Source organism: Azohydromonas lata (genome assembly GCF_034427735.1).
Lineage (GTDB): Bacteria > Pseudomonadota > Gammaproteobacteria > Burkholderiales > Burkholderiaceae_C > Azohydromonas > Azohydromonas lata.
In genome coordinates, this window is sequence record NZ_JAXOJX010000026.1 from 37,222 (window position 1) to 61,106 (window position 23,885).

The window sequence follows — 23,885 nt, forward strand, 5'->3', positions numbered from 1 at the left end:
GGCTGACGGCCGTCGATGCCGCCTGAAGCCGTCCGGCGCCGGGCAGCCGGGGCGTTCTGGGCCATGATTTGCGCTTTGCCGGCGCGGCCCAAGCACTGTTTGGGCCGTGCGGGACGGATCAACGCGCCGGGCGCGGGAGTAAATGGCAATGAGCGAACAACAAGCAAGCGGACAACCAGCGGCAACGGCGTCCATGGGCGGCGCGCGGGTGGCTTTCCTGGGCCTGGGCGTCATGGGCTACCCGATGGCCGGCCACCTGGCCCGCGCCGGGCACCAGGTGACGGTCTACAACCGCACGGTGGCCAAGGCGCAGGCCTGGGCCGCCGAGCACGGCGGGCGCGCCGCGGCCACGCCGCGCGAGGCGGCGCAGGGAGCGGACTTCGTCTTCGCCTGCGTGGGCAACGACGACGACCTGCGCAGCGTGGTGCTGGGTGCCGATGGGGCGCTGGCGGGCATGCGCGAGGGCGCGGTGTTCGTGGACCACACCACGGCCTCGGCCGAGGTGGCGCGCGAGCTGTACACGGCCGCGCGCACGCTGGGCCTGCATTTCGTGGACGCGCCGGTGTCCGGCGGCCAGGCCGGTGCCGTCAACGGCGTGCTCACGGTGATGTGCGGCGGCGACGCGGCGCCTTTTGAAGCCATGAAGCCCGTGGCGCTGGCCTACTCGCGCGCCGTCACGCGCGTGGGCCAGGCGGGCGCGGGGCAACTGGCCAAGATGGTCAACCAGGTCTGCATCGCCGGGCTGCTGCAGGGCCTGTCCGAGGCCCTGGCCTTCGGCCAGCGCGCGGGGCTGGACGTCAAGCAGGTGCTGGAAGTCATCTCCAAGGGCGCAGCGCAGAGCTGGCAGATGGAGAACCGCGGCGCGACCATGGCCGATGGGAAATTCGACTTCGGCTTCGCCGTGGACTGGATGCGCAAGGACCTGGGCCTGGTGCTGGAAGAAGCCCGCCGCAACGGCGCGCGGCTGCCGGTGACGGCGCTGGTGGACCAGTTCTACGCCGATGTGCAGGCCGAGGGCGGCGGACGCTGGGACACGTCCAGCCTGATCACGCGCTTGAAGTAAGGGGTGGCGCGGGCAGCCGCACTGCGGCGACGCAAGCGGCCCATCGTTCGCCGGCGTGTCCATCGGTCCCCCATGGCACGCAGGCCATCGTTCAGATTTCTGAACGATGCGGCCTGCAAACCGCGGGCGGCTCAGCGTGCCGTCTGCAGGTTGGCCAGCTCGGCCTCGGTGAGGATCTCGAACACGCGCACCACCTTCTCCACGCCGCCGATGTTGCGGGCGAGGTCGGCCGCGCGCACGGCCTCACGCTCGGTGACGCGGCCCATCAGGTAGACCGTGCCGCGCTCGGTGACGACCTTGATGGCGTTGGACTGCAGGTCCTTGGCGTCCACGAAGGTGGCCTTGACCTTGCTGGTGATGATGGCGTCGCTGGAGCGCGAGGTCAGCGAGCTGTTGCCCAGCACGCCCAACTCGTTGACCACCGAGCGCAGGTTTTCCACACCGGCGATGGCGCGCTCCACCGACTGGCGCTCGGCCTCGCTGGGCACCTCGCCGGTGATGAGCAGCGTGCGGTTGTAGCTGGTGAGGTTGACGTGGCCGCGCTCGCCCAGCACCTCGCGCACGCGGGTGGCGGCCTTGACCTCTATGGCCTGGTCCTCGACCTGGGTGCCGGAGGTGCGCCGGTCGGTGGCCACCAGGGCGCCGCCCACGGCCGCACCGCCCACCAGCAGCGGTGCGCAACCGCTCATCCACGCGGCAGCGCCCAACGCGGCCAGCACGCGCGCGGCCCGCAGGCCGGCGCTTGTCCAATCAGAAGAAAGCTTGCTCATTCGTCCTGTTCGCCCATGAGTTGGAGGTCCACCGCGTCGCAGATGGCATGCAGCGCCAGCAGGTGCAACTCCAGGATGCGCGCCGTGCGCTCGTGCGGCACGGCGATGTGCACGTCGGTTTCGGCCAGGCGCAGCGCCTGGGCCCCGTTGGCGCGGCCGGTGAAGGCCAGCACCGTCATGTCTCGGCCATGCGCGGCCTGCACCGCGGCCACCAGCACCGGCGTGGCCACCGCGCCCAGCGCGATAAGCACGTCGCCCGGCGCGCCCAGCGCCTGCAACTGGCGCGCCTGCGCGGGCTCGTCCAGCGCGGGCAGGCTCATCAGCCCCGCGTCGCCCAGCGCCAGCGCGGCCAGCCCCGGGCGCTCGCGCTCGAAGCGGCCGGTGAGCTGCGTTGCAAAAGCCTGCGCCAGCCCAAGCCAGGGACCCTGGCCCACCAGCAGCACCTTGCCGCCGCCGGTGATGCTGGCCACCACCACCTGCGCGGCGTCGGCGATTGGGCGCGACAGCGTCTCGGCCACCTGGTAGAGCAGGTCGGCGCTTTCGAAGAAATGTTGTTGGATGCGCTGTTCAAGCATGGGCGGGGATGATAGCGACGCCCTGTGAAGCCCCTGTTGCGGTGCCGCAGCGGGTGCGCGGGCAACCGCATCGCGGGGGCCAGCGGCCAGGGCCGGCCGGGCTCAGTCGATGTCGAAGGCACCGCGCAGCCAGGCGATCTCGCCGCCTTCTATCGTCACCACGTCGAAGCGGCAGGGCGGCAGCACGGGCCAGCGCATGAGGAAAGCCTCGGCGGCGCGGCGCAGCCGGCGCTGCTTGGTGGCGCCTATGCTGGCCGCCGCGCCACCGCAGGCCGCACCGCGCCGGGCGCGCACCTCGACGAAGACCAGCGTGCCGTCGTGCTCGCGCAGGATCAGGTCGATCTCGCCGCCGTGGGCGCCGGGCCCCTGTGCCAGCCGATAATTGCGCATCACGAGCCGCAGGCCGTGGCGCTGCAGATGCGCCAACGCCAGCGTCTCGGCCTCTTCTCCCCGCGCCCTGGTCGTACCCGCCTTGAACATTTCGTCCTTGCTCCAGCAGGCGGCGGCCGCTGCCGCCGGTGCGCAGCAGTATCCCGCCGCAAGCCTTTACGTGGTGGCCACGCCCATAGGCAACCTGGCCGATCTGACGCTGCGCGCCATCCAGGTGCTGGCCCGCGCCGACGCCGTGGCCTGCGAGGACACGCGCGTGAGCGCGGCGCTGCTGCGCCACCTTGGGCTGGACCGGCCGCTGCTGTCCGTGCACGAGCACAACGAGGCCGCCGCCGCACAGGGCGTGGTTGCGCGGCTGGCGCAGGGCCAGCGCGTGGCCTACGTGAGCGACGCGGGCACGCCCGCCGTGTCCGACCCCGGCGCAGTGCTGGTGGCCGCGGTGCGCGAGGCGGGCTACCGCGTCGTGCCCATTCCCGGCGCCAGCAGCGCGGTGACGGCACTGAGCGCCGCGGGCGATGCGCGCACCAGCGGCTTCACGTTCGTGGGCTTCCTGCCGGCCAAGGGCGCGGAGCGCAAGGCCGCTTTGCAGGCACTGGCAGCGCAGCCGCAGGCGCAGGTGCTGTTCGAGGCACCGCACCGCGTGCAGACCCTGGCCGCGGAGCTGGCGCAGGCCATGCCGCAGCGCCAACTGTCCTGCTGCCGCGAGCTGACCAAGCAGTTCGAGAGCATTCATACGCTGGCGGCGGCGGAGTTCCCCGAATGGCTCGCCGCCGACGCGCAGCGCCAGCGCGGCGAGTTCGTTTTGGTGCTGCATGCGGCTCCAGCCGTGCCCGCGGCGCAGGACGAAGACGCCCTGCCCCCGGAGGCCGAGCGCGCGCTGCGCACGCTGCTGGCCGAATTGCCGCTCAAGCAGGCCGTGTCGCTGGCGGCCACGCTCAGCGGCGCGCCGCGCAACGCGCTGTACCAGCGCGCGCTGGCGCTCAAGAACGAGGCTTGAGCATCGGCCGCCCGCCCTGGAACGGCCGGCCTGGCCTGCCAGGCGGCCGGCACCCGGGGCGGCTGCGCGCCACCAGGCCGGGGCCGTCGACATCGCAGCGCCGTTGAACGCCACTTACTGGGCGTGCTGCCGGTCGTGCTTCTGGTGGTGGATGTCGGCGCTGGCGCGTTGCTGCATGCGTTCCAGTCGGGTGCGCTCGGCGCCGCTGACATGGCCGTCGGCATTGGCGCGGGCCTCGGCGGCGCTGATGCGCGACTGCTCGCGCTCCAGGCGTTCGGCCTCGCGGGCGTCTATCTGGCCACTGGCGATGCCCTGGCGAATGCGCGCGTCCTGCGCGGATTCACGGCGGTCCACCAGCGCGCCGGACGTGGGCGGCGCGGCCGGCGCCATGCGGGTGCTGGCGGTGTTGACGTCGTGCTTTTGCTGCGCGATGGCGGCGTTGGCGTTGTTCTGCATGCGGTTGAGGCGCTCGCGCTCGGCGCCGCTGACGTTGCCGTCGGCCTTGGCCGCGGCCTCGGCGGCGTCTATGCGGCCCTGCTGGCGCTCCAGGCGGTAGGCCTCGCGGGCGCTGACGCTGCCGTTGGCGATGCCTTGCTGAATGCGCTGCTCCTGGTGGGCCTCGCGCTGGTCGGCGACGCTGGGAGCGGCGGCCTGCTGCGCGAAGGAGGCGGCACAGGCCAGCGCCAGCGCGGCACCGGTCAGGACATTCGAAAACTGCTTCATGCTGTGGTCCTTGGCGTGGGAACATCTCGCCACGGCTTTTCAACGGTGTCCGGACCACCCAGATGACGGGGCAATTGTCGCCTCGCGTAACGACGGTGGGTCCGGCGTAACCCAGGCGCTGCCCTCGAACCCTCCATGATCTCCCGCGAACCCACTCTTGAACGGCTGGCCCAGGCGCAGTCGCTGCTGCTGGACCCTTATGGCCTGAGCGAGACGACGCTGACGCAGGCGCTGCGCCTGATCAGTGAGCACCGCATCGACGATGCGGATCTGTACTTTCAGACCACGCGCCACGAGGGCTGGAGCCTGGAGGAAGGCATCGTCAAGAGCGGCAGCTTCAGCATCGACCAGGGCGTGGGCGTGCGCGCCGTGGCCGGCGAGAAGACGGCCTTCGCCTACTCCGACGACATCTCCGAAGCCGCGCTGCTGGACGCCGCGCGCACGGTGCGCACCATCGCCGCGGCCGGGCAGAGCCGCCGTGTGAAGGTGCCCTCCTCCGGCACCGTGGCGGGCAGCCGCATGCTCTACGCGCCCACCGACCCCATCAACACGCTGGACAGCGCGCAGAAGGTGGCGCTGCTGGAGAAGGTGGAGCAGCGCGCCCGCGCGCGCGACCCGCGCATCGTCCAGGTGATGGCGGGCCTGGCGGCTGAGCACGACGTGGTGATGGTGGCGCGCGCCGACGGCACGCGCGCGGCGGACGTGCGGCCGCTGGTGCGGCTGTCGGTGACCGTGATCGCCGAATCCAACGGGCGGCGCGAGATCGGCTCCGGCGGCGGCGGCGGGCGCTTCGGCCTCAATTACTTCCAGGACGACGTGATTGACCGCTACGTGGACCAGGCCGTCAACGCCGCGCTCACCAACCTGGAGGCGCGCCCGGCCCCGGCGGGCGAGATGACCGTGGTGCTGGGCCCGGGCTGGCCGGGCATCCTGCTGCACGAGGCCATTGGCCACGGGCTGGAGGGCGACTTCAACCGCAAGGGCTCCAGCGCGTTCGCCGGACGCGTCGGACAGCGCGTGGCGGCCAAGGGCGTGACGGTGCTGGACGACGGCACGCTGCCCGACCGCCGCGGCTCGCTCAACGTGGACGATGAGGGCTGCGCCACGCAGCGCACGGTGCTCATCGAGGACGGCATCCTGCGCGGCTACATCCAGGACTCGCTCAATGCGCGGCTCATGAAGGTCAAGCCCACGGGCAACGGCCGGCGCGAGAGCTACGCCCACCTGCCCATGCCGCGCATGACCAACACCTACATGCTGGCCGGCGACAAGCCCAAGGACGAGATCGTCGCCTCCATCAAGAAGGGCCTGTACGCGGTGAACTTCGGCGGCGGGCAGGTGGACATCACCAGCGGCAAGTTCGTGTTCTCGGCCAGCGAAGCCTACTGGGTGGAGAACGGCAAGATCCTCTACCCGGTCAAGGGCGCCACGCTCATAGGCAACGGTCCGGACGCGCTCACGCGCGTGTCCATGATCGGCAACGACCTGCAGCTCGACACCGGCGTGGGCACCTGCGGCAAGGAAGGCCAGAGCGTGCCCGTGGGCGTGGGCCAGCCCACGCTGCGCATCGACGGCCTGACCGTGGGCGGCACGGCCTGAGCATTCACACCGGGTGCGGGCTGGAGAAATGAACGATCTGGTACGTACCCGAAATGCGTTGACGCGTTCATGGGGTTCACCCCATGATCCGGGACTTATGCGTTTCGCACGATTTTTCTTCGGCTTTTATTGGTTCTCGCACCGCCCCGGCGGAGGAGAGGCCCGCGCTTAAGCCGACAGACGAAGCGCAGAGCAGATTCCTCAAAACCGCCGGGAGACCCCCGGCGGTTTTTTTTCATCCCTACCGACCCGAACCCGTCATTTCCTGGAGCCGAGTGCCATGACCGAGAACCTGAAATCGCCGCCTGCCGTCGCTGAGGGCTGGCAAGCCCCTCCGGATCGAACCAGCCAGACCGACGACGCCCGCATCCAGGACATCACGCCCTTGCCTCCGCCCGAGCACCTCATCCGCTTCTTCCCCATTCGCAGCACGCCCGTGGAGGCGCTGGTGACGCAGACGCGCCAGCGCATCGGCCAGATGCTGCACGGCCAGGACGACCGGCTGCTGGTCATCATGGGCCCCTGCTCCATCCATGACCCGCAGGCCGCGCTGGAGTACGCGCGCCGCCTCATGGAGCAGCGCACGCGCTACGCCGACACGCTGGAAGTGGTGATGCGCGTGTACTTCGAGAAGCCGCGCACCACGGTGGGCTGGAAGGGGCTGATCAACGACCCGTACCTGGACGAGAGCTACCGCATCGACGAGGGCCTGCGCATCGCGCGTCAACTGCTGGTGGAGATCAACCGCCTGGGACTGCCCGCGGCCAGCGAGTTTCTGGACGTGATCTCGCCGCAGTACATCGGCGACCTCATCGCCTGGGGTGCCATCGGCGCGCGCACCACCGAGAGCCAGGTGCACCGCGAGCTGGCCTCCGGCATCTCGGCGCCTATCGGCTTCAAGAACGGCACGGACGGCAACATCAAGATCGCCATCGACGCCATCCAGGCCGCCTCGCGCCCGCACCACTTCCTGTCGGTGCACAAGAACGGCCAGGTCGCCACGGTGCAAACCAAGGGCAACCCGGACTGCCACGTCATCCTGCGCGGCGGCAAGGCGCCCAACTACGACGCCGACCACGTGGCCGCCGCCTGCCGCGACCTGCAGGCCGCCGGGCTGGACTGCTCGCTGATGGTGGACTTCAGCCACGCCAACAGCAGCAAGAAGCACGAGCGCCAGGTGGATGTGGCTCGCGACATCGCGGGGCAGATCCGCGGCGGCAGCCGCTCCGTTTTCGGCGTGATGGTGGAAAGCCACCTGGTGGCCGGCGCCCAAAAGTTCACGCCGGGCAAGGACGACGCCACGAAGCTCGCTTACGGCCAGAGCATCACCGACGCCTGCATCGGCTGGGACGACTCGCTCACCGTGCTGGAAGAACTCAGCGCCGCCGTGAAGGCGCGCCGCGGCTGACGCGCGGGCAGTGCTGCGTTCCGCGCTCGTGCGCGGATGCGGCAGCTTGAAAAGCAACAGCGGCCCTGCCGGAAGGCAAGGGCCGCTGCCGTTTTGAAGACTGGAAAACGGAGGGCGGCGGGGCTCAGCCGCGCTGCAGCCGCTCGCTGTGCCAGTACACGTCGTCTCCACCCAGGCCATCGAGATTGGCGCGGTTGAGCACGCGGGCCAGGACGAAGAGCAGGTCCGACAGCCGGTTGAGGTAGTGGCGCGGCTCGGGACGCAGTGGATCCTGCGCACCCAGCGTCACCAGCGCGCGCTCGGCGCGGCGCGCCACGGTGCGGGCCACGTGGGCCAGCGCGGCACTGCGGCTGCCACCGGGCAATATGAATTCTTGCAGGCGCGGCAAGCGGCTGTTGTAGTCGGCCAGCGCCTCGTCCAGCCGAATCACGGCGTCACCCTTGAGCAACTCGTAGCCGGGGATGGAGAGCTCGCCGCCCAAGTTGAACAGCTCGTGCTGGATGGTCACCAGCAGCTCGCGCACCTCATCCGGCAGCGGCTCGCACAGCAGCACGCCAAGGTGGGAGTTGAGCTCGTCCACCTCGCCCAAGGCATGGATGCGCAGGTGGTCCTTGGGCACACGGCTGCCGTCGCCCAAGCCGGTGGAGCCGTCGTCGCCAGTGCGGGTGGCGATTTGTGTGAGTCGGTTGGCCATCGCGGGATGCTAGCAGCGCCCGCGCGGCCCTCTGGCCGGGTCAGAAGGGCTCAAGACGGTAGGCAACGGACGCACAGCGTTTCGCAGCCGGAAGTGAGACCGCGGTGCGGCCTTCAGAGTACGCAGCCAGAAGGATCTGGACGGGCACGCCCGTTGCCATCAACCAAAGAGCGTGATGAGCGCCTGGTACACCCCCAAGAGCGCAGCACCCAGGCCCACATTGAGGGCCAAGTGCGGCAGGCCGCGGCCGACATGGATGCCTAGGCGCACGCACACGCAGCCCCAGAAGATGACCAGCAGCGTAGCGCCGGCGTTGATGGGTTCGAAGACGCCGCCGCTGGCATGCAGCGCGGCGACGTAGAGCAGCCACAGGCCAGCGGCCATGACGGCAGATGCGGTGACTTCGTTGAAAGAAGGTTTGCGGAGTTGAACGCCCAGAAGTTTCATGCGGGTACTGCGACGGATGGCTCCACCGGCGGCGCGGCGGAAAGATGCGGCAAAGCGGGGCACGGCCACAACGCAACGCGCGGCAAGGCGCGGTGACATCGCGTGTGCAAGAAAGAATGAGGAGCCCAACGGCCTGGCAACCACGGCTCCGTCAAACCCCATTGTTGGGGTTAACACCCGGCAAGTGAAGCGCGGGGGTTTTAAGTTGTCCGCATCTGCCGTGAATTTCCACGCATCGGCAGCTTTTACCGGCATCGCCGCTGGTATCGCGCTGCGCTGCCCAAGTGGTGGGCGCAGCGCAGCGTCAATTCGAACCCCATGAGCCGCTGGAAACAGCCTGAGGCTGCCCGTTGAGGCAGCGCAGCCTCAGGCCCCAAAGCGCCTCAGACCGGCGGTGCCGGCACGGACCAACGCTTGCGCACCTCGCCGCGGCTATCCACGCTTTCCAGATGCACGCCGAATCCCCACAGGCGGGCGACGTGGCGCAGCACTTCCTGCGCAGTGTCGGCCAGGGGGCGGTCTTGGTGCTGCATATGCCGCAGGGTGAGCGAGCGGTCGCCGCGCAGGTTGACGTTCCAGACCTGGATGTTGGGCTCGCGGGTACCCAGGTCGTACTGACGGGAGAGCGCCTCGCGCACGCGGCGGTAGCCCTGCTCGTCGTGGATGGCGCTGACTTCGATCTCGCTGTCCTTTTCGTCATCGACGATGGCGAAAAGGCGGAAGTCGCGCATCATTTTGGGCGAAAGGTACTGGCCAATGAAGCTCTCGTCCTTGAAGTTGCGCATGGCCTCGTCCAGCGTGGGTAGCCAGGGGGCGCCGGCAATGTCCGGGAACCACTGCTTGTCCTCGACCGTGGGCTCCTCGCAGATGCGCTTGAGGTCGGTGTACATCGCAAAGCCCAGCGCATACGGGTTGAGCCCGCTGTAGGCCTTGTGGCCCACGGGCGGCTGGTAGATGACGTTGGTGTGCGACTTGAGCCACTCCATCATCACGCCGTCGGTGAGGTAGCCGTCGTCGTACATCTGATTGAGCAGCCGGTGGTGCCAAAAGGTGGCCCAGCCCTCGTTCATCACCTGCGTCTGGCGCTGCGGGTAGAAGTACTGAGCCACCTTGCGCACGATGCGCACGATCTCGCGCTGCCAGGGCTCCAGCAGCGGGGCATTCTTTTCGATGAAGTAGAGCAGGTTCTCCTGCGGCTCATCGGGGAAGCGGCGCTGCGACTCGGCGGCTTCCTTGGGGTCGTCCTGGCGGCGCGGCAGGGTGCGCCAGAGGTCGTTGACCTGCTGCTGCGCGTAGTTCTCGCGGTCCTTGCGCTCGGCCAGTTCCTGCGCCAGCGTGCGCTTGCTTGGGCGGCGGTAGCGGTCCACGCCGTGGTTGGCCAGGGCGTGGCAGGAGTCCAGGAAGGACTCGACCGTGTCCAGCCCGTGGCGCTCCTCGCATTCGGCGATGTAGTTCTTGGCGTAGACCAGGTAGTCGATGATGGAGGACGCGTCCGTCCACATCCGGAACAGGTAGTTGCCCTTGAAGAAGCTGTTGTGGCCGTAAGCGGCGTGGGCGATGACCAGGGCCTGCATCGCCATCGTGTTCTCCTCCATCAGATAGCTGATGCAGGGGTTCGAATTGATGACGATCTCGTAAGCCAAGCCCATGAAGCCGCGGCGGTAGTTCTTCTCGGTGGCGATGAACTCCTTGCCGTAGCTCCAGTGCCGGTAGTTCACGGGCATGCCCACGGAGGCGTAGGCATCCATCATCTGCTCGGCGGTGATGATTTCGAGCTGGTTGGGATAGGTGTCCAGGCCGAAACGGTCCGCTGTGGAGCGGATCACGTCGTGGTACTGCTGTATGAGTTCGAAAGTCCAGTCGCTGGGACCGGGTAGCGGCTCGCGTGGCCGCGCGGCCAACGGCAGCGGCTCGCGCAGCGGATTCCTGATGACGACGGCGTTCATGCAGCCACCGCTCCTTCCTTTTTGAAGAGGTCGCGGAACACGGGATAAATCTGCGAGGCCTCGGTGGCCTTGCGCATGGCGAAGTGGGCGTGCGTGCCCAGCAGCTGTGTGTATTCCTCCCAGAGGTTTTGCTCTTCCTCGGCCACCTGCACGTAGGCGTAGTAGCGGCACAGCGGCAGGATTTTTTCGGACAGCAACTCGCGGCAGCGACCGCTGTCGTGGTGCCAGTTGTCGCCGTCGCTGGCCTGTGCGCCGTAGATGTTCCAGTCGCCACCGGCGTAGCGCTGGCGCACGATTTCCTCCATCAGCACCAGCGCGCTGGAGACCACGGTGCCGCCGGTTTCCGTGGCGTGGAAAAAGTTCTGCTCGTCCACTTCCTGCGCCTGGGTGTGGTGGCGGATGAAGACGAGCTCGATCTTCTCGTAGTGCTTGGTCAGGAACAGGTAGAGCAGGATGAAGAAGCGCTTGGCCAGGTCCTTGCGCGACTCGTCCATGGAGCCCGAGACGTCCATGAGGCAGAACATGACCGCCTTGGACGAGGGCACGGGCACGCGCACCCGGTTGCGAAAGCGCAGGTCTATCGGGTCCAGGTAAGGGATGCGCGCCAGACGGCTGCGCAGCGCCTGGATCTGCTCCTGGATCTCCGCGATCTCACGCTCGGCCAGGGCCGGCGTGGGATGCGGATGCGCCTGCAGCTTCTCCAGCCGCTCCTCCAGCTCGCGCAGCTCGCGCCGCGACTCCGAGCCCAGTGCGATGCGCCGGCCCAGGGCACCGCGCATGGAGCGCAGCACGTGCAGGTTGTTGGGCGTGCCGTCGGCGGTGAAGCCCGCGCGCTGGCTCTTCCACTCCGGCACCTCGGCGATCTGGGTGCGCACGAGGTGCGGCAGGGCCAGGTCCTCGAAGAAGACCTGCATGAACTCCTCCTTGGAGAGGGTGAAGACGAAATCATCCTCGCCCTCGCCGGAGTCGCTGGCCTGACCGCTGCCGCTGCCCCCCCCACCACCCCCTTTGGGCCGCTGTATGCGGTCGCCGCGGATGTACTCCTGGTTGCCCGGGTGCACGACCTCGCGGATGCCGCCCTGGCCGTGGTGGAACACCGGCTCGGAGATGTCCTTCTTCGGGATGGAGATCTCCTCGCCGCGCTCTATGTCACGGATGCCGCGCCCGTCCACCGCGCGCTTGACCGCCTCGCGGATCTGGTCGCGGTAACGGCGCAGAAAGCGCTCGCGGTTGCCTATGGACTTGTTTTTGCCCGCGAGCCTGCGATCGATGATCTGTTGAAGCATGACGTCTCCCGTCGGTGCCGTGGCGCACGGCGGTCAGCTGCTCTTGCGAACGCGCAGGTACCACTCGCACAGCAGCCGCACCTGCTTGGGCGTGTAGCCCTTTTGCACCATGCGGGTGACGAAGTCCTCGTGCTTCTTGGCTTCGTCGGCGCTGGCCTTGGCGTTGAAGCTGATGACGGGCAACAACTCCTCGGTGTTGCTGAACATCTTCTTCTCGATCACGGTGCGCAGCTTCTCGTAACTGGTCCACACCGGGTTCTTGCCCTGGTTGTTGGCCCGCGCACGCAACACAAAGTTGACGATCTCGTTGCGGAAGTCCTTGGGATTGGCAATGCCCGCGGGCTTCTCGATCTTTTCCAACTCCGCGTTGAGCGAGGCGCGATCGAACACCTCGCCGGTGTCGGTGTCGCGGTACTCGTGGTCTTGTATCCAGTAGTCGGCGTAGGTGACGTAGCGGTCGAAGATGTTCTGCCCGTACTCGCTGTAGCTCTCCAGGTAGGCAGTCTGTATCTCCTTGCCTATGAACTCCGCGTAGCGCGGCGCCAGCTGCTCCTTGATGAAGGCGATGTACTTCTGCTCCAGCTCCGGCGGGAACTGCTCGCGCTCGATCTGCTGCTCTAGCACGTACATCAGGTGCACGGGGTTGGCGGCGACTTCGGTGGAGTCGAAGTTGAAGACCTTGGAAATGATCTTGAAGGCGAAGCGCGTGCTGATGCCGCTCATGCCTTCGTCCACGCCGGCGTAGTCGCGGTACTCCTGGTAGCTCTTGGCGCGCGGGTCAGTGTCCTTCAGGTTTTCACCGTCATACACCTGCATCTTGCTGAAGAGGCTGGAGTTCTCGGGCTCCTTGAGCCGCGTGAGCGCGGCGAACTGGCTCATCATCTTGAGCGTGCCCGGCGCGCAAGTGGCCTGCGCCAGCGAGGAGTTGCGGATGAGCTTCTCGTAGATCTTGATTTCCTCGCTCACGCGCAGGCAGTACGGCACCTTGACGATGTAGATGCGGTCGAGGAACGCCTCGTTGTTCTTGTTATTGCGGAAAGCCTTCCACTCGCTCTCGTTGCTGTGCGCCAGTACCACGCCGTCGAAGGGAATGGCGCCAAAGCCTTCGGTGCCCTTGAAGTTGCTCTCTTGCGTGGCCGTGAGCAACGGGTGCAGCACCTTGATGGGCGCCTTGAACATTTCCACGAACTCCAGCAGTCCCTGGTTGGCCAGGCACAGGCCGCCGGAGTAGCTGTAGGCGTCGGGGTCGTCCTGCGCGTAGGTTTCGAGCTTGCGGATGTCGACCTTGCCCACCAGGGAGCTGATGTCCTGGTTGTTCTCGTCGCCCGGCTCGGTCTTGGCGATGCCGATCTGCTTGAGCACAGACGGATAGCGCTTGACGACGCGGAAGCGCCGGATGTCGCCGCCGAACTCCTCCAGCCGCTTTACCGCCCAGGGCGAAAGGATGCGGTTGAGGTAGCGGCGCGGGATGCCGTATTCCTTTTCCAGGATGGGACCATCCTCCACCGCGTCGAAGAGGCCCAGCGGGCTCTCGTTCACCGGCGAGCCTTTGATTGAATAGAAGGGCACTTCCTGCATGAGCTGCTTGAGCCGCTCGGCGATGGAGCTCTTGCCGCCGCCCACGGGGCCCAGCAGATAGAGGATCTGCTTCTTTTCCTCCAGCCCCTGCGCGGCATGGCGGAAGTAGGAGACGACCTGCTCGATCGAGTCCTCCATGCCGTAGAACTCGGCGAAGGCCGGGTAGATCTTGATGACCTTGTTGGCGAAGATGCGTGAGAGGCGCGGATCGTTGCGCGTATCAACCATCTGCGGCTCGCCTATGGCCTTGAGCATGCGCTCGGCCGCGGTGGCGTAGGCCAGCGGGTTGCGCTTGCACTCCGCGAGGTATTCCTCCAGCGAGAGCTCTTCCTCGCGGGTGCGTTCGTAACGGGCGGCGAAGCTGCTGATCACGTCCATGGGACCTCCTTGAATGGAAGACGCACACAGGCGGTAGCCGGCCGCCAGAGCGTCTGGGAAGTTCTGATGAAGTCCCGGCTGTACGGGCCCGGGCGCCATCAGAGCTTTCCGGTCTTCAGCGTGTGGCTTGCGTGATCGTCCCTCCAAGGGAGCCAAAGTCAGCGCGATTCACAAGGCGGGTCTTGCGACAGCGCCTGTCCCTCTCTCAGCAAGGACCGTGCCCCGCTGGGTCCCTCCTTTCTGGTGCAGGTTTGGCGCGCCCGCATGAGCCATTTCAACGATGCTGCCTTGTCGGCGGCTGACATGCACGCTGTGTCTTGTTCGCGTTACAACCGCGTCGCTTGTTTGCCTCATTCGTTCACATTTCGATGGGGCGAGTTCTGAGGGCTTTCCCGCACTTTGAACGCCTTCCGGGCCACAAGCCACGGGCAGGTTCAATCCCCCTGCGGCGGCCGTTGCATTCGTTTTCGGCACTGTAGGCGCCGACGGCTAGGCTGACCGGATGTCTGAATTGCCGCCTCCCAGCACCGCTTGTGCCGTATTTCTGGACTTCGACGGCACGCTGGCCGATATCGCTGCCCATCCGCAAGCCGTCACCGTGCACGCTGACATCCCGTCCTTGCTGGACCAGTTGGCCGGCGCGCTGGACAGGGCACTGGCCATCGTCACCGGCCGTCCCATCGCCGAGATAGACCATTTCCTCTCTCCGCTGCAACTGCCGGCCGCGGGCGTGCACGGGGCCGAGCGGCGCGCCGCAGACGGGCGCTGGCACCGCCTGCCCGCGCCCAAGCTGGACAAGGTGCTGCCCGCCCTGCGTGCCTTGGTGGCAGCCCATCCGGGATTGCTGCTGGAAGAAAAGTCCAGCGCCATCGCCCTGCACTACCGCCAGGCACCGTCGCTTGAAGCCCCATGCCTGACCGCCATGACGGAGGCGCTGCAGCAACTGCCGGATATGGCGCTCATGCGCGGCAAGCAGGTGCTGGAGATGAAACCCCGTGCTGCCGGCAAGGGTGCCGCCGTGCGCGCCTTCCTGGAGGAAGCGCCCTTCCAGGGCCGGTGTCCGTGGTTTTTTGGCGACGACGTCACTGACGAGGCCGCTTTCGAGACGGTGCAGGCATTGGGCGGCATCGCCGTCAAGGTGGGCGCCGGCGATACCTGTGCACACCACCGCCTGGGCGATCCGGCGGCGCTGCAAGCCTGGCTGCGGCAGGCGCTGGCAACGCTGACGACTCCTTCTCCAGCATCACGCTAGGCGATACGCCAGCGGCATCTCCAGCCGCGTCCGCAAGCCAAGCGTGAGCCACGCACGCCGTTTGCCCGCTGCACCGCAACAGGGCAAGCGCGCCCACAGACAGTGCCTCTGCCCGGCAAGGCTCAGGTGTTGCCTTGAACGGCCGCGGGCTGTCGAGCAGGCAGGCGCTCATGCCGGCTTTGCCGGGCGCTGCACACGCCCAAGGCAAGGCACATGGCCTGCCCTGGGCGCAGCACGGGCCCGTTCCGCGCCGGCAAGGCGGCGGCGGGAAATTGGAAGCAAAGGCATGCGCCCCGCGCGTGCTGCAAAGAGGAAGAACAGACATGCCGCGATTGGTCGTTGTCTCCAACCGCGTGGCCGACCCGCGCAAAACCGCGGCGGGCGGCTTGGCCGTGGCGCTGGGCGAGGCGCTCAACGCCACCGGCGGCCTTTGGTTCGGCTGGAGCGGCAACATCGTCGAGAAAACCGATGCCGCCGCGCAGGCGCAGCCCCAATTGCACGTGCAGCGTGCCGGTGACGTCACCCTGGCCACCGTGGACCTCACCCAGGAGGACCACGACGCCTACTACCTGGGCTACTCCAACGGCGTGCTGTGGCCTGTGTTCCATTACCGGCTGGATCTGGCCGACTTCGATGCCGGCTACATAGGCGGCTACCGGCGCGTGAACCGCATGTTCGCGCAGCAAGTGCTGCCGCTGCTGCGCCCGGACGACTTGATCTGGGTGCACGACTACCACCTCATCCCGCTGGCCGAGGAGCTGCGCTCCCTGGGCTGCCGCCAGCGCATAGGTTTTTTCCTGCACATTCCGCTGCCGCCGCCGCTGATCATGGCCGCCATCCCGGCGCACGAATGGCTCATACGCGCCCTCTTCGCCTACGACCTGGTGGGCCTGCAAAGCCAGACCGACCTCAACCACTTCGCGCGCTACGTCTACACCGAGGCCCAGGCCGAGCAGGCGGCCGACGGCCGCTTCAGCGCCTTCGGCCGCGAGCTGCGCGTGCAGGCCTTTCCCATCGGCATAGACGTGGACGAGTTCGCCTCGCTCACCCAGGGCCGCGAGGCGCAGGAAACGCTGGCCACCATGCGCGACCAGTACGCCAAGCGCCGGCTGCTGGTGGGTGTGGACCGGCTGGACTACTCCAAGGGCCTGCCGCAGCGCCTGCGCGCCATGCGCAGCCTGCTGCAGCGCTACCCGGGCAACTGCAACAGCGCCACGCTCATACAGATTGCCTCGCCCTCGCGCGAGACGGTGGGGGCCTACAACGACCTGCGCCGCCAGTTGGAGGGCCTGTGCGGCTCCATCAACGGCAACTACGGCGAGCTGGACTGGATGCCCATCCGCTACATCCACCGCACCGTGGCGCGCAAGCGGCTGCCGGGCCTCTACAGGGCCAGCCGCGTGGCACTGGTGACGCCGCTGCGCGACGGCATGAATCTGGTGGCCAAGGAGTTCATTGCCGCCCAGGACGAGGCCGACCCCGGCGTGCTGGTGCTCTCGCGCTTTGCCGGCGCCGCCGAGCAGTTGCGCGACGCGCTGCTCGTCAATCCTTACGACAGCGACGGCACGGCCGACGCCATACAGCACGCCCTGCACATGCCGCTGGAGGAGCGCCAGACGCGCCACCAGCGGCTGCTGGCCAACATCCGCGAGTACGACGTGCACTGGTGGCAGCGCCGCTTCCTGGAATCACTGCAGCAGTAGCGGCAGCACCTATCTGTGCCGGAGTGGTAGCTTGCCTGCGCAAGCCATCAGCACACTGATGCCGCTGCGGCAGCTTTTCAGCCTTCCTTGACGCCCAGCTTGTCCAGCAGGCCGTTGAGCTCGTCCAGCGAGCCGAAGGCGATGGCGATTTCGCCCTTTTCGCCACGCAGCGTCTTGCGGCGGATGCGGATTTCCACCGCGGCGGTGAGCGCATCGGCCAGCAGTTCCTCGATGCGCTGCAGATCGCGCGACTTGTCCTGCGGTGCCTGTGGACCGGGCTTGGGCTTGGCCGGCGCCGATTGGCGGGCGACGAGTTTTTCCGCCTCGCGCACCGAGAGCTTGCGGGCCACGATCTCGTTGGCGTGCAGGATTTGCTGCGCCGCATCCACCGACAGCAGCGCGCGCGCGTGGCCCATGTCCAGGTCGCCGGCCATGAGCATTTGCTGCACCTGCGGGCACAGGTTGAGCAGGCGCAGCAGGTTGCTGGCGGCGCTGCGCGAGCGGCCCACGGCGCGGGCGGCCTGCTCGTGCGTCAGGTTGAACTCGTTGATCAGGCGCTGCAGGCCTTGGGCCTCTTCCAGCGGGTTGAGATCTTCGCGCTGGATGTTTTCGATCAGCGCCATCACGGCGGCCGATTCGTCCGGCACCTCGCGCACCAGCACCGGTACCTCGTCCAGCCCGGCGAGCTTGGCCGCGCGGCTGCGCCGCTCGCCGGCGATGATCTCGTAGCGTCCCTCCTGCGCCGGGCGCACGAGGATGGGCTGCATCACGCCCTGGCTCTTGATGCTTTCGGCCAGCTCGTAAAGCGAGCCTTCGTCCATGCGCGTGCGCGGCTGATAGCGGCCGGGCAGCAGCAGTTCCAGCTTCAGGGCCGATGGAGGCGCTTCAGGCGCTTCCACACGCGGCCCAAGCAAGGCTTCGAGGCCCAGTCCCAGCCCCTTGGGTTTCTTCGTCACCATGGCGTGATTGTCGGCGATAGGCCACCCGCCATCCCCACTTGGCGCAACAGTTCGAGACCTTGTGCCCAGTCGCCCAGGCCGGAGTCGGCATTGATGTGGCCAGCCGCGCCCACCTCCACCAAGCGGGCGCCCCAGTCGTGCGCCATGCCGGCGGCACGCTCAGGCGCGCAATAGGCATCGTTGGAGCTCACGACCGCCACGGCCGCGAAGGGCAGGCGCCAGCGGACGATGGGCCGCCAGGAGTACACGTTGGGCGGCATGTCGTCGCGTTCCACGTCAGGCGGCGCCACCAGCAGCGCGCCGGCGACGCGGTCGGTGTGGCGCGAATGCGCGGCCCAGGCGGCCACCAGTTGGCAGCCCAGGCTGTGTGCGGCCAGCAGCAGCGGGCCCCGGCGGCTCAGCACGGCCTCTTCCAGTTGCGTCATCCAGTCGCCGCGGCGCGGCCACAGCCAGTCGTCCTGCTGCACGCGGGTAAAGCCGTGGCGCTGCTCCCAGCGGCTTTGCCAGTGTTCGGGGCCGGATCCCTGCCAGCCGGGCAGGATCAGCACTTGCAAGTCATCCATGGGGCTTGGCTTATCCTTTTACGTTTGCTCGAAGTGGAGAGGCGAAGATGAAACATACCGTGTTCGTGGATGGGCAAGAGGGCACCACCGGCCTGCGCATCCATGAGTACCTGGCGCAGCGCGACGACGTCGAGTTGCTGCGCATTGATCCCGACAAGCGCAAGGACCCGGCCGAGCGGGCCCGGCTGCTGGATGCGGCCGCGGTGTCCTTCCTGTGCCTGCCGGATGCCGCCTCGCGCGAAGCGGCCTCGCTGGTGCGCAATCCCAAGTCCTGCCTGATCGATGCCAGCACCGCGCACCGCACGGCGCCGGGCTGGGTCTTCGGCCTGCCGGAGCTGGCCAAGGGGCAGCGCGAGCTGATCCGCGAGTCCAAGCGCATCTCCAACCCGGGCTGCCACTCCACGGCCTTCATTTTGCTGCTGCGTCCGCTCATAGACGCCGGCATCGTCGCGCCCACGCTGCCGCTGTCGGCCACCTCGCTGACGGGCTATTCCGGCGGTGGCAAAAGCATGATCGCCGAGTACGAGGCTGGCGGTAATGCAAAACTGGCCTCGCCGCGCCCCTACGGGCTGACGCTGGCGCACAAGCACATTCCGGAGATGACGGCGCACACGGGGCTGCAGACCACGCCGGTATTCATGCCCGTGGTCGGCCCCTTCCTCAAGGGACTGTGCGTGAGCGTGCCGCTGCACCTCTCGCAACTGGCCGCCGGCACCGACGCACAGCGGCTGCATGCGGCCTATGAGGCGCATTACGAGGGTGAGCGCTTCATCAAGGTCCTGCCCCTGGGCGATGCGGCCAACCTCGATGGCGGCTTCTTCGACGTGCAGGCCAACAACGACACCAACCGAGTGGACATCGCCGTCTTCGCCAACGGGCAGCAAGCCATCGTCATGGCGCGCCTGGACAACCTGGGCAAGGGTGCCAGCGGTGCCGCGGTACAGTCCATGAACATTCATTTGGGCCTGGACGAGGGTTTGGGCCTGTAAGCGCTACACCGGCCCTTGCAGGGCCTTCAAGAGCCGCCTGCGGGCGGCTTTTTCATGGGCGCATGGGATCGACAGATTCAGCGCTTGGCGCAGCGCTTGACCAGCTCCTGCGCAAACTCCACGTAGGCCTGTGCCCCCTTGGCAGCCGGGTCGAACACCACGCCCGGCTGGCCGTAGCTGGGCGCCTCGGCCAGACGCACGTTGCGCGGAATGACACTGTCAAAGACCTTGTCACCGAAGTGCACTTTCAACTGCTCGCTGACCTGCTGCTGCAGCGTCATGCGCGGATCGAACATCACCCGCAGCAGGCCGATGATTTGCAGCCGAGGGTTCAGGCTGGCGTGAATCTGCTTGATGGTGTTGACCAGATCCGTCAGCCCTTCCAGCGCGAAATACTCGCATTGCATGGGGACGACCACGCCATGTGCCGCACACATGCCATTGAGCGTGAGCAGGCTCAGCGACGGGGGGCAATCGACCAGCACGAAGTCATAGTCTGCGTCACAGGCCGCCAACGCGCCGCGCAGCCTGTCCTGACGGCGCTCCACCCCGACCAGTTCCACCTCGGCGCCAGAGAGCTCGCGGTTGGCGCCCAACACGTCGTAGCCGGCCTTTTCCGCATGCACGCGCGCCTCGGCCACGGATACGGCTTCCAGCAGCACCTCGTACACGCTGTGCTCCAGGGTGCGCTTGTCCACGCCGGAGCCCATGGTGGCGTTGCCCTGCGGGTCCAGGTCCACCACCAGCACGCGCTGGCCTATGCGCGCCAAGCCGGCGGCGAGGTTGACGGCGGTGGTGGTCTTGCCCACGCCACCCTTCTGGTTTGCGATGCAAAAGATCTTGGCCATGGTCAGGGGTGATTGTTGTGATGGTGGAGTGGAAGCCGGTGCATTGAATCAGCGCACCAGGCGCAAGCCAAAACCCAGCAGCGCCAGGCCGGCCAGGCGCTGCAGCGTGCGTGCCAAGCGGCGATGCGCACGCACGTAGGCAGACAAGGCTTGCGCACCGGCGCAGAGCGTCAGGCACCACAAGGCCGTGATGGACGCAATCAGCAGCGCCATGAAGGCAAACGTCCAGACGCCTTGCTGGCGGCCCGGGTCTATGAACAGCGGGAAAAAGGCCATGTAGAAAACGATGGCTTTGGGGTTGGACAGCGTGATCAGCAGCCCCTGGCGCAGGTAATGGCCCGGCGTCACGCGCACGGGCAAGGCGCCATCACCGTCGCGGGCCAGCAGCATTTTCAAGCCCAGCCAGCCCAGGTAAGCCGCACCGGCGATCTGCAGGCCCTTGAACAACAGCGGATTGGCTGCCAGCAGTGCCGCCACGCCGGCTACCGCCAACCACAGCAACACCTGATCACCCAGGATCAGCCCAAGCGTCGCCGCCGCACCACCGTTGAACCCGCCCTGCCCCGTGCTGCTGAGCAGCATGAAAGTCCCTGGTCCAGGCAAGGCCAGAAACAGGACCACGGCCGCGCAGAAGGCGCCGACGTCTATGCCGAGCATGCTCTCCTCCAAAGGTTCGTGGCCCGCCCGGCCCGTCCGGAACGGAAACCGTGATTGTCCCGTCTCAGCGCCGCGGGCGCATCCAAATCAAGCAACGTTCCGCATCCAAACCTGGAACCTGCAAAGGTTCCACGTGAAACACGTCCACGTCGCCCGGCAACACCGAAATTTCGTCGTCCGGCTGCTTGCCCTTCATGGCCATCCACAGGCCATCCGGCGCCAAGCGGTTCCGGGTCAAGGCCACGAAGTCAGCCAAAGTGGCAAAGGCGCGGCTGGTGATGATGTCGTAGCGACTGGGCAATTGCTCCACCCGGGCATGCTCGGCTCGCAGGTTGCGCAGGCCCAACTCGGCGCCGGCCTGGCGGATGAACGCTGCCTTCTTGCCCACCGTATCCACGCAGCTCACCTGGAGCTGCGGGCACAAGATGGCAATGAGCACACCGGGCAAGCCCCCACCGCTGCCCACATCCAGCAATGTCAACTGCTGCGCCGGCCGTGCGGCCAGTGCCCGCTGCAGCGGCGGCAAAGCCGCGAGGCAGTCGGCCAAATGGTGCGTGAACATCTGGGCCGGGTCGCGCAGCGCGGTGAGGTTGTAGGACTTGTTCCAGCGCTGCAGCAAGGCAAGGTACTCGGCGATCCGGCGCAACTGGGCCTCATCGGCAGGCAAACCCAGTTGTTCCACCAGCGCGGCAATGCGCAGTTCTTCAGCTTGTTCCATGAGTTCAGCCCGTCTGGTCGTTCGTCACGGGCAGGGCCGTCTTGAACTCTTTCCAACTGCCCTTGCGCAGGTGCACCAGCAGCAGCGAAATGGCGGCTGGGGTGATGCCCGAGATGCGCGAAGCTTGGCCCAAGGTCGCCGGACGGTGCTTGGCCAGCTTTTGGCGCACTTCAAAGGACAAGGCCGCGATCTCGGAATAATCCAGATCCTCCGGCAAGGGCAGCTTCTCGTATTGCGCCGCGCGCTGCACTTCTTCCTGCTGCTTGTCGATGTAGCCGGCGTACTTGACGCCAATCTCCACCTGCTCGATGACGGCGTCAGCCAGTTCCTCCCCAAGTTCAGCGCGCAGTGTTTCACGTGAAACAGGCGCCTCCTCGCTGCTGCGTGCCTGCTTCACCAGCGCGTCGGCCGTTGCCACCTTGTCCCAGTCCACACCGGGTCGACGCAGCAAGTCGACAAGGGGGTACTCACGTTCAATCGCCTTGCCCAACAAGGCTTCACCCTGCTCAGCCGCCAGCCAGCGCGGGTGTACCCAGGTCTGGCGCAGGCGCTGTGTTTCACGTGAAACAGCGTCGCGCTTGCGGTTGAAAGCATCCCAACGCTCATCACCCACCAGGCCCAAACGGCGACCTTCCTCGGTGAGACGCAGATCGGCGTTGTCCTCACGCAGTTGCAGGCGGAACTCAGCGCGGCTGGTGAACATGCGGTAAGGCTCGCTCACGCCGCGCGTGATGAGGTCATCCACCAACACGCCAAGATAAGCTTGATCGCGGCCCGGCAGCCAGGGCGCTTTGTCCTGGGACTGCAGCGCAGCATTGAGTCCGGCGAACAAGCCTTGGGCCGCCGCTTCCTCATAGCCGGTAGTGCCGTTGATCTGGCCCGCGAAGAACAGGCCCTTGATGGCGCGGGTTTCGAAGCTGGTCGACAGCTCACGCGGATCGAAGTAGTCGTACTCGATGGCGTAGCCCGGGCGCAGGATATGCGCGTTCTCCAGGCCCGGCATGGAATGCACCGCAGCGAGCTGGATGTCGAAGGGCAACGAGGTCGAGATGCCGTTGGGATAAAACTCGTGCGTGGTCAGCCCTTCCGGCTCCAGAAAAATCTGGTGCGAGTCTTTGTCCGCGAAGCGGTTGATCTTGTCTTCAATGCTCGGACAGTAGCGCGGCCCGACGCCCTCGATCACGCCCGTGAACATTGGGCTGCGGTCAAAACCGCTGCGGATGATGTCGTGCGTGCGCTGGTTGGTATGCGTGATCCAGCAAGGCAATTGCTGGGGGTGCTGCGACGCATGTCCCATGAAGCTGAACACCGGCACCGGGTCCAGGTCGCCGGGCTGCTCGGTGAGCTTGGAAAAATCGATGCTGCGCCCGTCGATGCGCGGCGGCGTGCCGGTCTTCAGCCGCCCCTGCGGCAGCTTCAATTCCTTGAGCCGGGCCGACAGGCTCACCGCCGGCGGGTCGCCCGCGCGGCCGGCGCTGTAGTTCTGCAGGCCGACGTGGATCTTGCCGTCCAGGAAAGTACCGGCCGTCAGCACCACGGTGCGAGCACGGAAGCGCAGGCCGATCTGCGTGACGGCCCCCACCACGCGGTCGCCCTCCACCATCAAGTCGTCCACGGCCTGCTGGAACAGCCACAGGTTGGGCTGGTTCTCCAGGCGGCGGCGGATGGCGGCCTTGTACAGGATGCGATCGGCCTGCGCCCGCGTGGCACGCACGGCCGGACCCTTGCTCGCATTCAAGATGCGGAACTGGATGCCCGCCTCATCGGTCGCCCCGGCCATGGCGCCGCCCAGGGCGTCCACCTCCTTGACCAGATGTCCCTTGCCTATCCCGCCTATGGACGGGTTGCAGCTCATCTGGCCTAGCGTCTCGATGTTGTGGGTCAGCAGCAGCGTGCGGCAGCCCATGCGAGCCGCGGCCAGCGCCGCCTCGGTGCCTGCGTGGCCACCGCCGACGACGATGACCTCAAATTCCTGGGGATGCAGCACGGCGGACACCGTCGCTCCCGCGACGGCCTCATGAAAGTGGCAAACTCTTAATTTTAAGGTTGCGAGGCTGCCTGCCCCGCCGCGGGGGCATGTCCCATGTGCTTATCCCACGCCTTATCGAAAAAATAGTGCCCAACCATGTTCACCACGGGCTCCACCACGGTCACTGCACCCGCCACCGTCATACTGCCCGTCAGGGCGTAGCTGACCCCAAAAGCCGTGCAGACGTGCATCACACCGAAAGCCGCGGTCTTGGCCATGCCGTTCTCCATCCAGTTCACTTGGGTTACGGAGTCCATGGTGGCGATGGGCAAGGTTTTGCGCCATTCAATTGACACCATGATGTCAATAGCTT

Annotated in this window: 23 protein-coding genes; 7 read left to right on the plus strand and 16 right to left on the minus strand. The window is 67.0% G+C overall.

Annotation, left to right across the window (positions count from 1 at the left end):
• Positions 1-148: 148 nt before the first annotated feature.
• Positions 149-1,063 carry an NAD(P)-dependent oxidoreductase gene (locus tag SM757_RS16325; protein WP_066342735.1) on the plus strand — a complete coding sequence of 305 codons (915 nt, stop codon included), beginning with the start codon at positions 149-151 and terminating at the stop codon, positions 1,061-1,063.
• 131 nt (positions 1,064-1,194) lie between these two features.
• On the opposite strand, the gene SM757_RS16330 is transcribed toward SM757_RS16325, so the two are convergent.
• The 3 genes from SM757_RS16330 to SM757_RS16340 form a co-directional block, all read right to left on the minus strand.
• A complete protein-coding gene (locus SM757_RS16330) occupies positions 1,195-1,833 on the minus strand; it encodes a BON domain-containing protein (RefSeq protein WP_322466301.1) in 639 nt (212 codons plus the stop codon).
• Positions 1,830-2,408, minus strand: coding sequence for an SIS domain-containing protein (locus SM757_RS16335; protein WP_322466302.1), 579 nt, complete (start codon positions 2,406-2,408; stop codon positions 1,830-1,832). The genes SM757_RS16330 and SM757_RS16335 overlap by 4 nt, the downstream gene beginning before the upstream one ends.
• A gap of 102 nt (positions 2,409-2,510) precedes the next feature.
• Complete coding sequence (locus tag SM757_RS16340) at positions 2,511-2,888, minus strand: YraN family protein (protein WP_066342742.1); 378 nt, start codon at positions 2,886-2,888, stop codon at positions 2,511-2,513.
• Between SM757_RS16340 and rsmI the strand changes: the two genes are divergently transcribed.
• A complete protein-coding gene (gene rsmI / locus SM757_RS16345) occupies positions 2,881-3,795 on the plus strand; it encodes a 16S rRNA (cytidine(1402)-2'-O)-methyltransferase (RefSeq protein WP_066342744.1) in 915 nt (304 codons plus the stop codon). The genes SM757_RS16340 and rsmI overlap by 8 nt on opposite strands.
• Positions 3,796-3,909: 114 nt before the next feature.
• On the opposite strand, the gene SM757_RS16350 is transcribed toward rsmI, so the two are convergent.
• Entirely contained in the window at positions 3,910-4,518 is a 609-nt protein-coding gene (locus SM757_RS16350; RefSeq protein WP_322466303.1) for a hypothetical protein, read from the minus strand.
• A gap of 135 nt (positions 4,519-4,653) precedes the next feature.
• Between SM757_RS16350 and tldD the strand changes: the two genes are divergently transcribed.
• Both tldD and SM757_RS16360 read left to right on the plus strand, forming a co-directional pair.
• Entirely contained in the window at positions 4,654-6,117 is a 1,464-nt protein-coding gene (gene tldD / locus SM757_RS16355; protein WP_066342752.1) for a metalloprotease TldD, read from the plus strand.
• Between the two features lie 280 nt (positions 6,118-6,397).
• A complete protein-coding gene (locus tag SM757_RS16360; protein ID WP_066342756.1) occupies positions 6,398-7,525 on the plus strand; it encodes a 3-deoxy-7-phosphoheptulonate synthase in 1,128 nt (375 codons plus the stop codon).
• A 124-nt stretch (positions 7,526-7,649) separates the two neighbouring features.
• Here SM757_RS16360 and SM757_RS16365 read toward each other — a convergent pair whose 3' ends face one another.
• From SM757_RS16365 to SM757_RS16385, 5 genes are all read right to left on the minus strand, one after another.
• Complete coding sequence (locus SM757_RS16365; protein ID WP_322466304.1) at positions 7,650-8,219, minus strand: cob(I)yrinic acid a,c-diamide adenosyltransferase; 570 nt, start codon at positions 8,217-8,219, stop codon at positions 7,650-7,652.
• Between the two features lie 159 nt (positions 8,220-8,378).
• Positions 8,379-8,666: a hypothetical protein gene (locus tag SM757_RS16370; protein ID WP_322466305.1), complete on the minus strand. Its 288-nt coding sequence runs from the start codon at positions 8,664-8,666 to the stop codon at positions 8,379-8,381.
• A gap of 383 nt (positions 8,667-9,049) precedes the next feature.
• Positions 9,050-10,612 carry a SpoVR family protein gene (locus SM757_RS16375; protein ID WP_322466306.1) on the minus strand — a complete coding sequence of 521 codons (1,563 nt, stop codon included), beginning with the start codon at positions 10,610-10,612 and terminating at the stop codon, positions 9,050-9,052.
• Positions 10,609-11,898 carry a YeaH/YhbH family protein gene (locus SM757_RS16380; RefSeq protein WP_322466307.1) on the minus strand — a complete coding sequence of 430 codons (1,290 nt, stop codon included), beginning with the start codon at positions 11,896-11,898 and terminating at the stop codon, positions 10,609-10,611. Before SM757_RS16380 ends, SM757_RS16375 begins: the two co-directional genes overlap by 4 nt.
• A gap of 33 nt (positions 11,899-11,931) precedes the next feature.
• A complete protein-coding gene (locus tag SM757_RS16385) occupies positions 11,932-13,854 on the minus strand; it encodes a PrkA family serine protein kinase (protein ID WP_066340798.1) in 1,923 nt (640 codons plus the stop codon).
• A 502-nt stretch (positions 13,855-14,356) separates the two neighbouring features.
• On the opposite strand from SM757_RS16385, the gene otsB reads away from it, so the two are divergent.
• A complete protein-coding gene (otsB, locus tag SM757_RS16390; protein WP_322466308.1) occupies positions 14,357-15,106 on the plus strand; it encodes a trehalose-phosphatase in 750 nt (249 codons plus the stop codon).
• A gap of 323 nt (positions 15,107-15,429) precedes the next feature.
• The gene (gene otsA / locus SM757_RS16395) at positions 15,430-16,809 is read left to right on the plus strand and encodes an alpha,alpha-trehalose-phosphate synthase (UDP-forming) (RefSeq protein WP_322466309.1); all 1,380 of its coding nucleotides are present in this window, start codon (positions 15,430-15,432) and stop codon (positions 16,807-16,809) included.
• 77 nt (positions 16,810-16,886) lie between these two features.
• On the opposite strand, the gene SM757_RS16400 is transcribed toward otsA, so the two are convergent.
• Both SM757_RS16400 and SM757_RS16405 read right to left on the minus strand, forming a co-directional pair.
• Positions 16,887-17,768, minus strand: a complete 882-nt coding sequence (locus tag SM757_RS16400) for a ParB/RepB/Spo0J family partition protein (protein ID WP_322466310.1) — start codon at positions 17,766-17,768, stop codon at positions 16,887-16,889.
• On the minus strand, positions 17,762-18,331 hold the full coding sequence (locus SM757_RS16405; RefSeq protein WP_322466311.1) for an RBBP9/YdeN family alpha/beta hydrolase: 570 nt from the start codon (positions 18,329-18,331) through the stop codon (positions 17,762-17,764). Before SM757_RS16405 ends, SM757_RS16400 begins: the two co-directional genes overlap by 7 nt.
• A gap of 47 nt (positions 18,332-18,378) precedes the next feature.
• On the opposite strand from SM757_RS16405, the gene argC reads away from it, so the two are divergent.
• Entirely contained in the window at positions 18,379-19,320 is a 942-nt protein-coding gene (gene argC / locus SM757_RS16410) for an N-acetyl-gamma-glutamyl-phosphate reductase (protein ID WP_322466312.1), read from the plus strand.
• Between the two features lie 77 nt (positions 19,321-19,397).
• On the opposite strand, the gene SM757_RS16415 is transcribed toward argC, so the two are convergent.
• From SM757_RS16415 to SM757_RS16435, 5 genes are all read right to left on the minus strand, one after another.
• The gene (locus SM757_RS16415; protein ID WP_066340812.1) at positions 19,398-20,168 is read right to left on the minus strand and encodes a ParA family protein; all 771 of its coding nucleotides are present in this window, start codon (positions 20,166-20,168) and stop codon (positions 19,398-19,400) included.
• A 48-nt stretch (positions 20,169-20,216) separates the two neighbouring features.
• Positions 20,217-20,825, minus strand: a complete 609-nt coding sequence (locus tag SM757_RS16420) for a LysE family transporter (RefSeq protein WP_322466313.1) — start codon at positions 20,823-20,825, stop codon at positions 20,217-20,219.
• Between the two features lie 64 nt (positions 20,826-20,889).
• The gene (gene rsmG / locus SM757_RS16425; RefSeq protein ID WP_322466314.1) at positions 20,890-21,543 is read right to left on the minus strand and encodes a 16S rRNA (guanine(527)-N(7))-methyltransferase RsmG; all 654 of its coding nucleotides are present in this window, start codon (positions 21,541-21,543) and stop codon (positions 20,890-20,892) included.
• 4 nt (positions 21,544-21,547) lie between these two features.
• Positions 21,548-23,530, minus strand: coding sequence for a tRNA uridine-5-carboxymethylaminomethyl(34) synthesis enzyme MnmG (mnmG, locus tag SM757_RS16430; protein ID WP_322466343.1), 1,983 nt, complete (start codon positions 23,528-23,530; stop codon positions 21,548-21,550).
• A gap of 53 nt (positions 23,531-23,583) precedes the next feature.
• Positions 23,584-23,871, minus strand: coding sequence for a DUF2061 domain-containing protein (locus SM757_RS16435; RefSeq protein ID WP_322466315.1), 288 nt, complete (start codon positions 23,869-23,871; stop codon positions 23,584-23,586).
• Between the last annotated feature and the right edge of the window lie 14 nt (positions 23,872-23,885).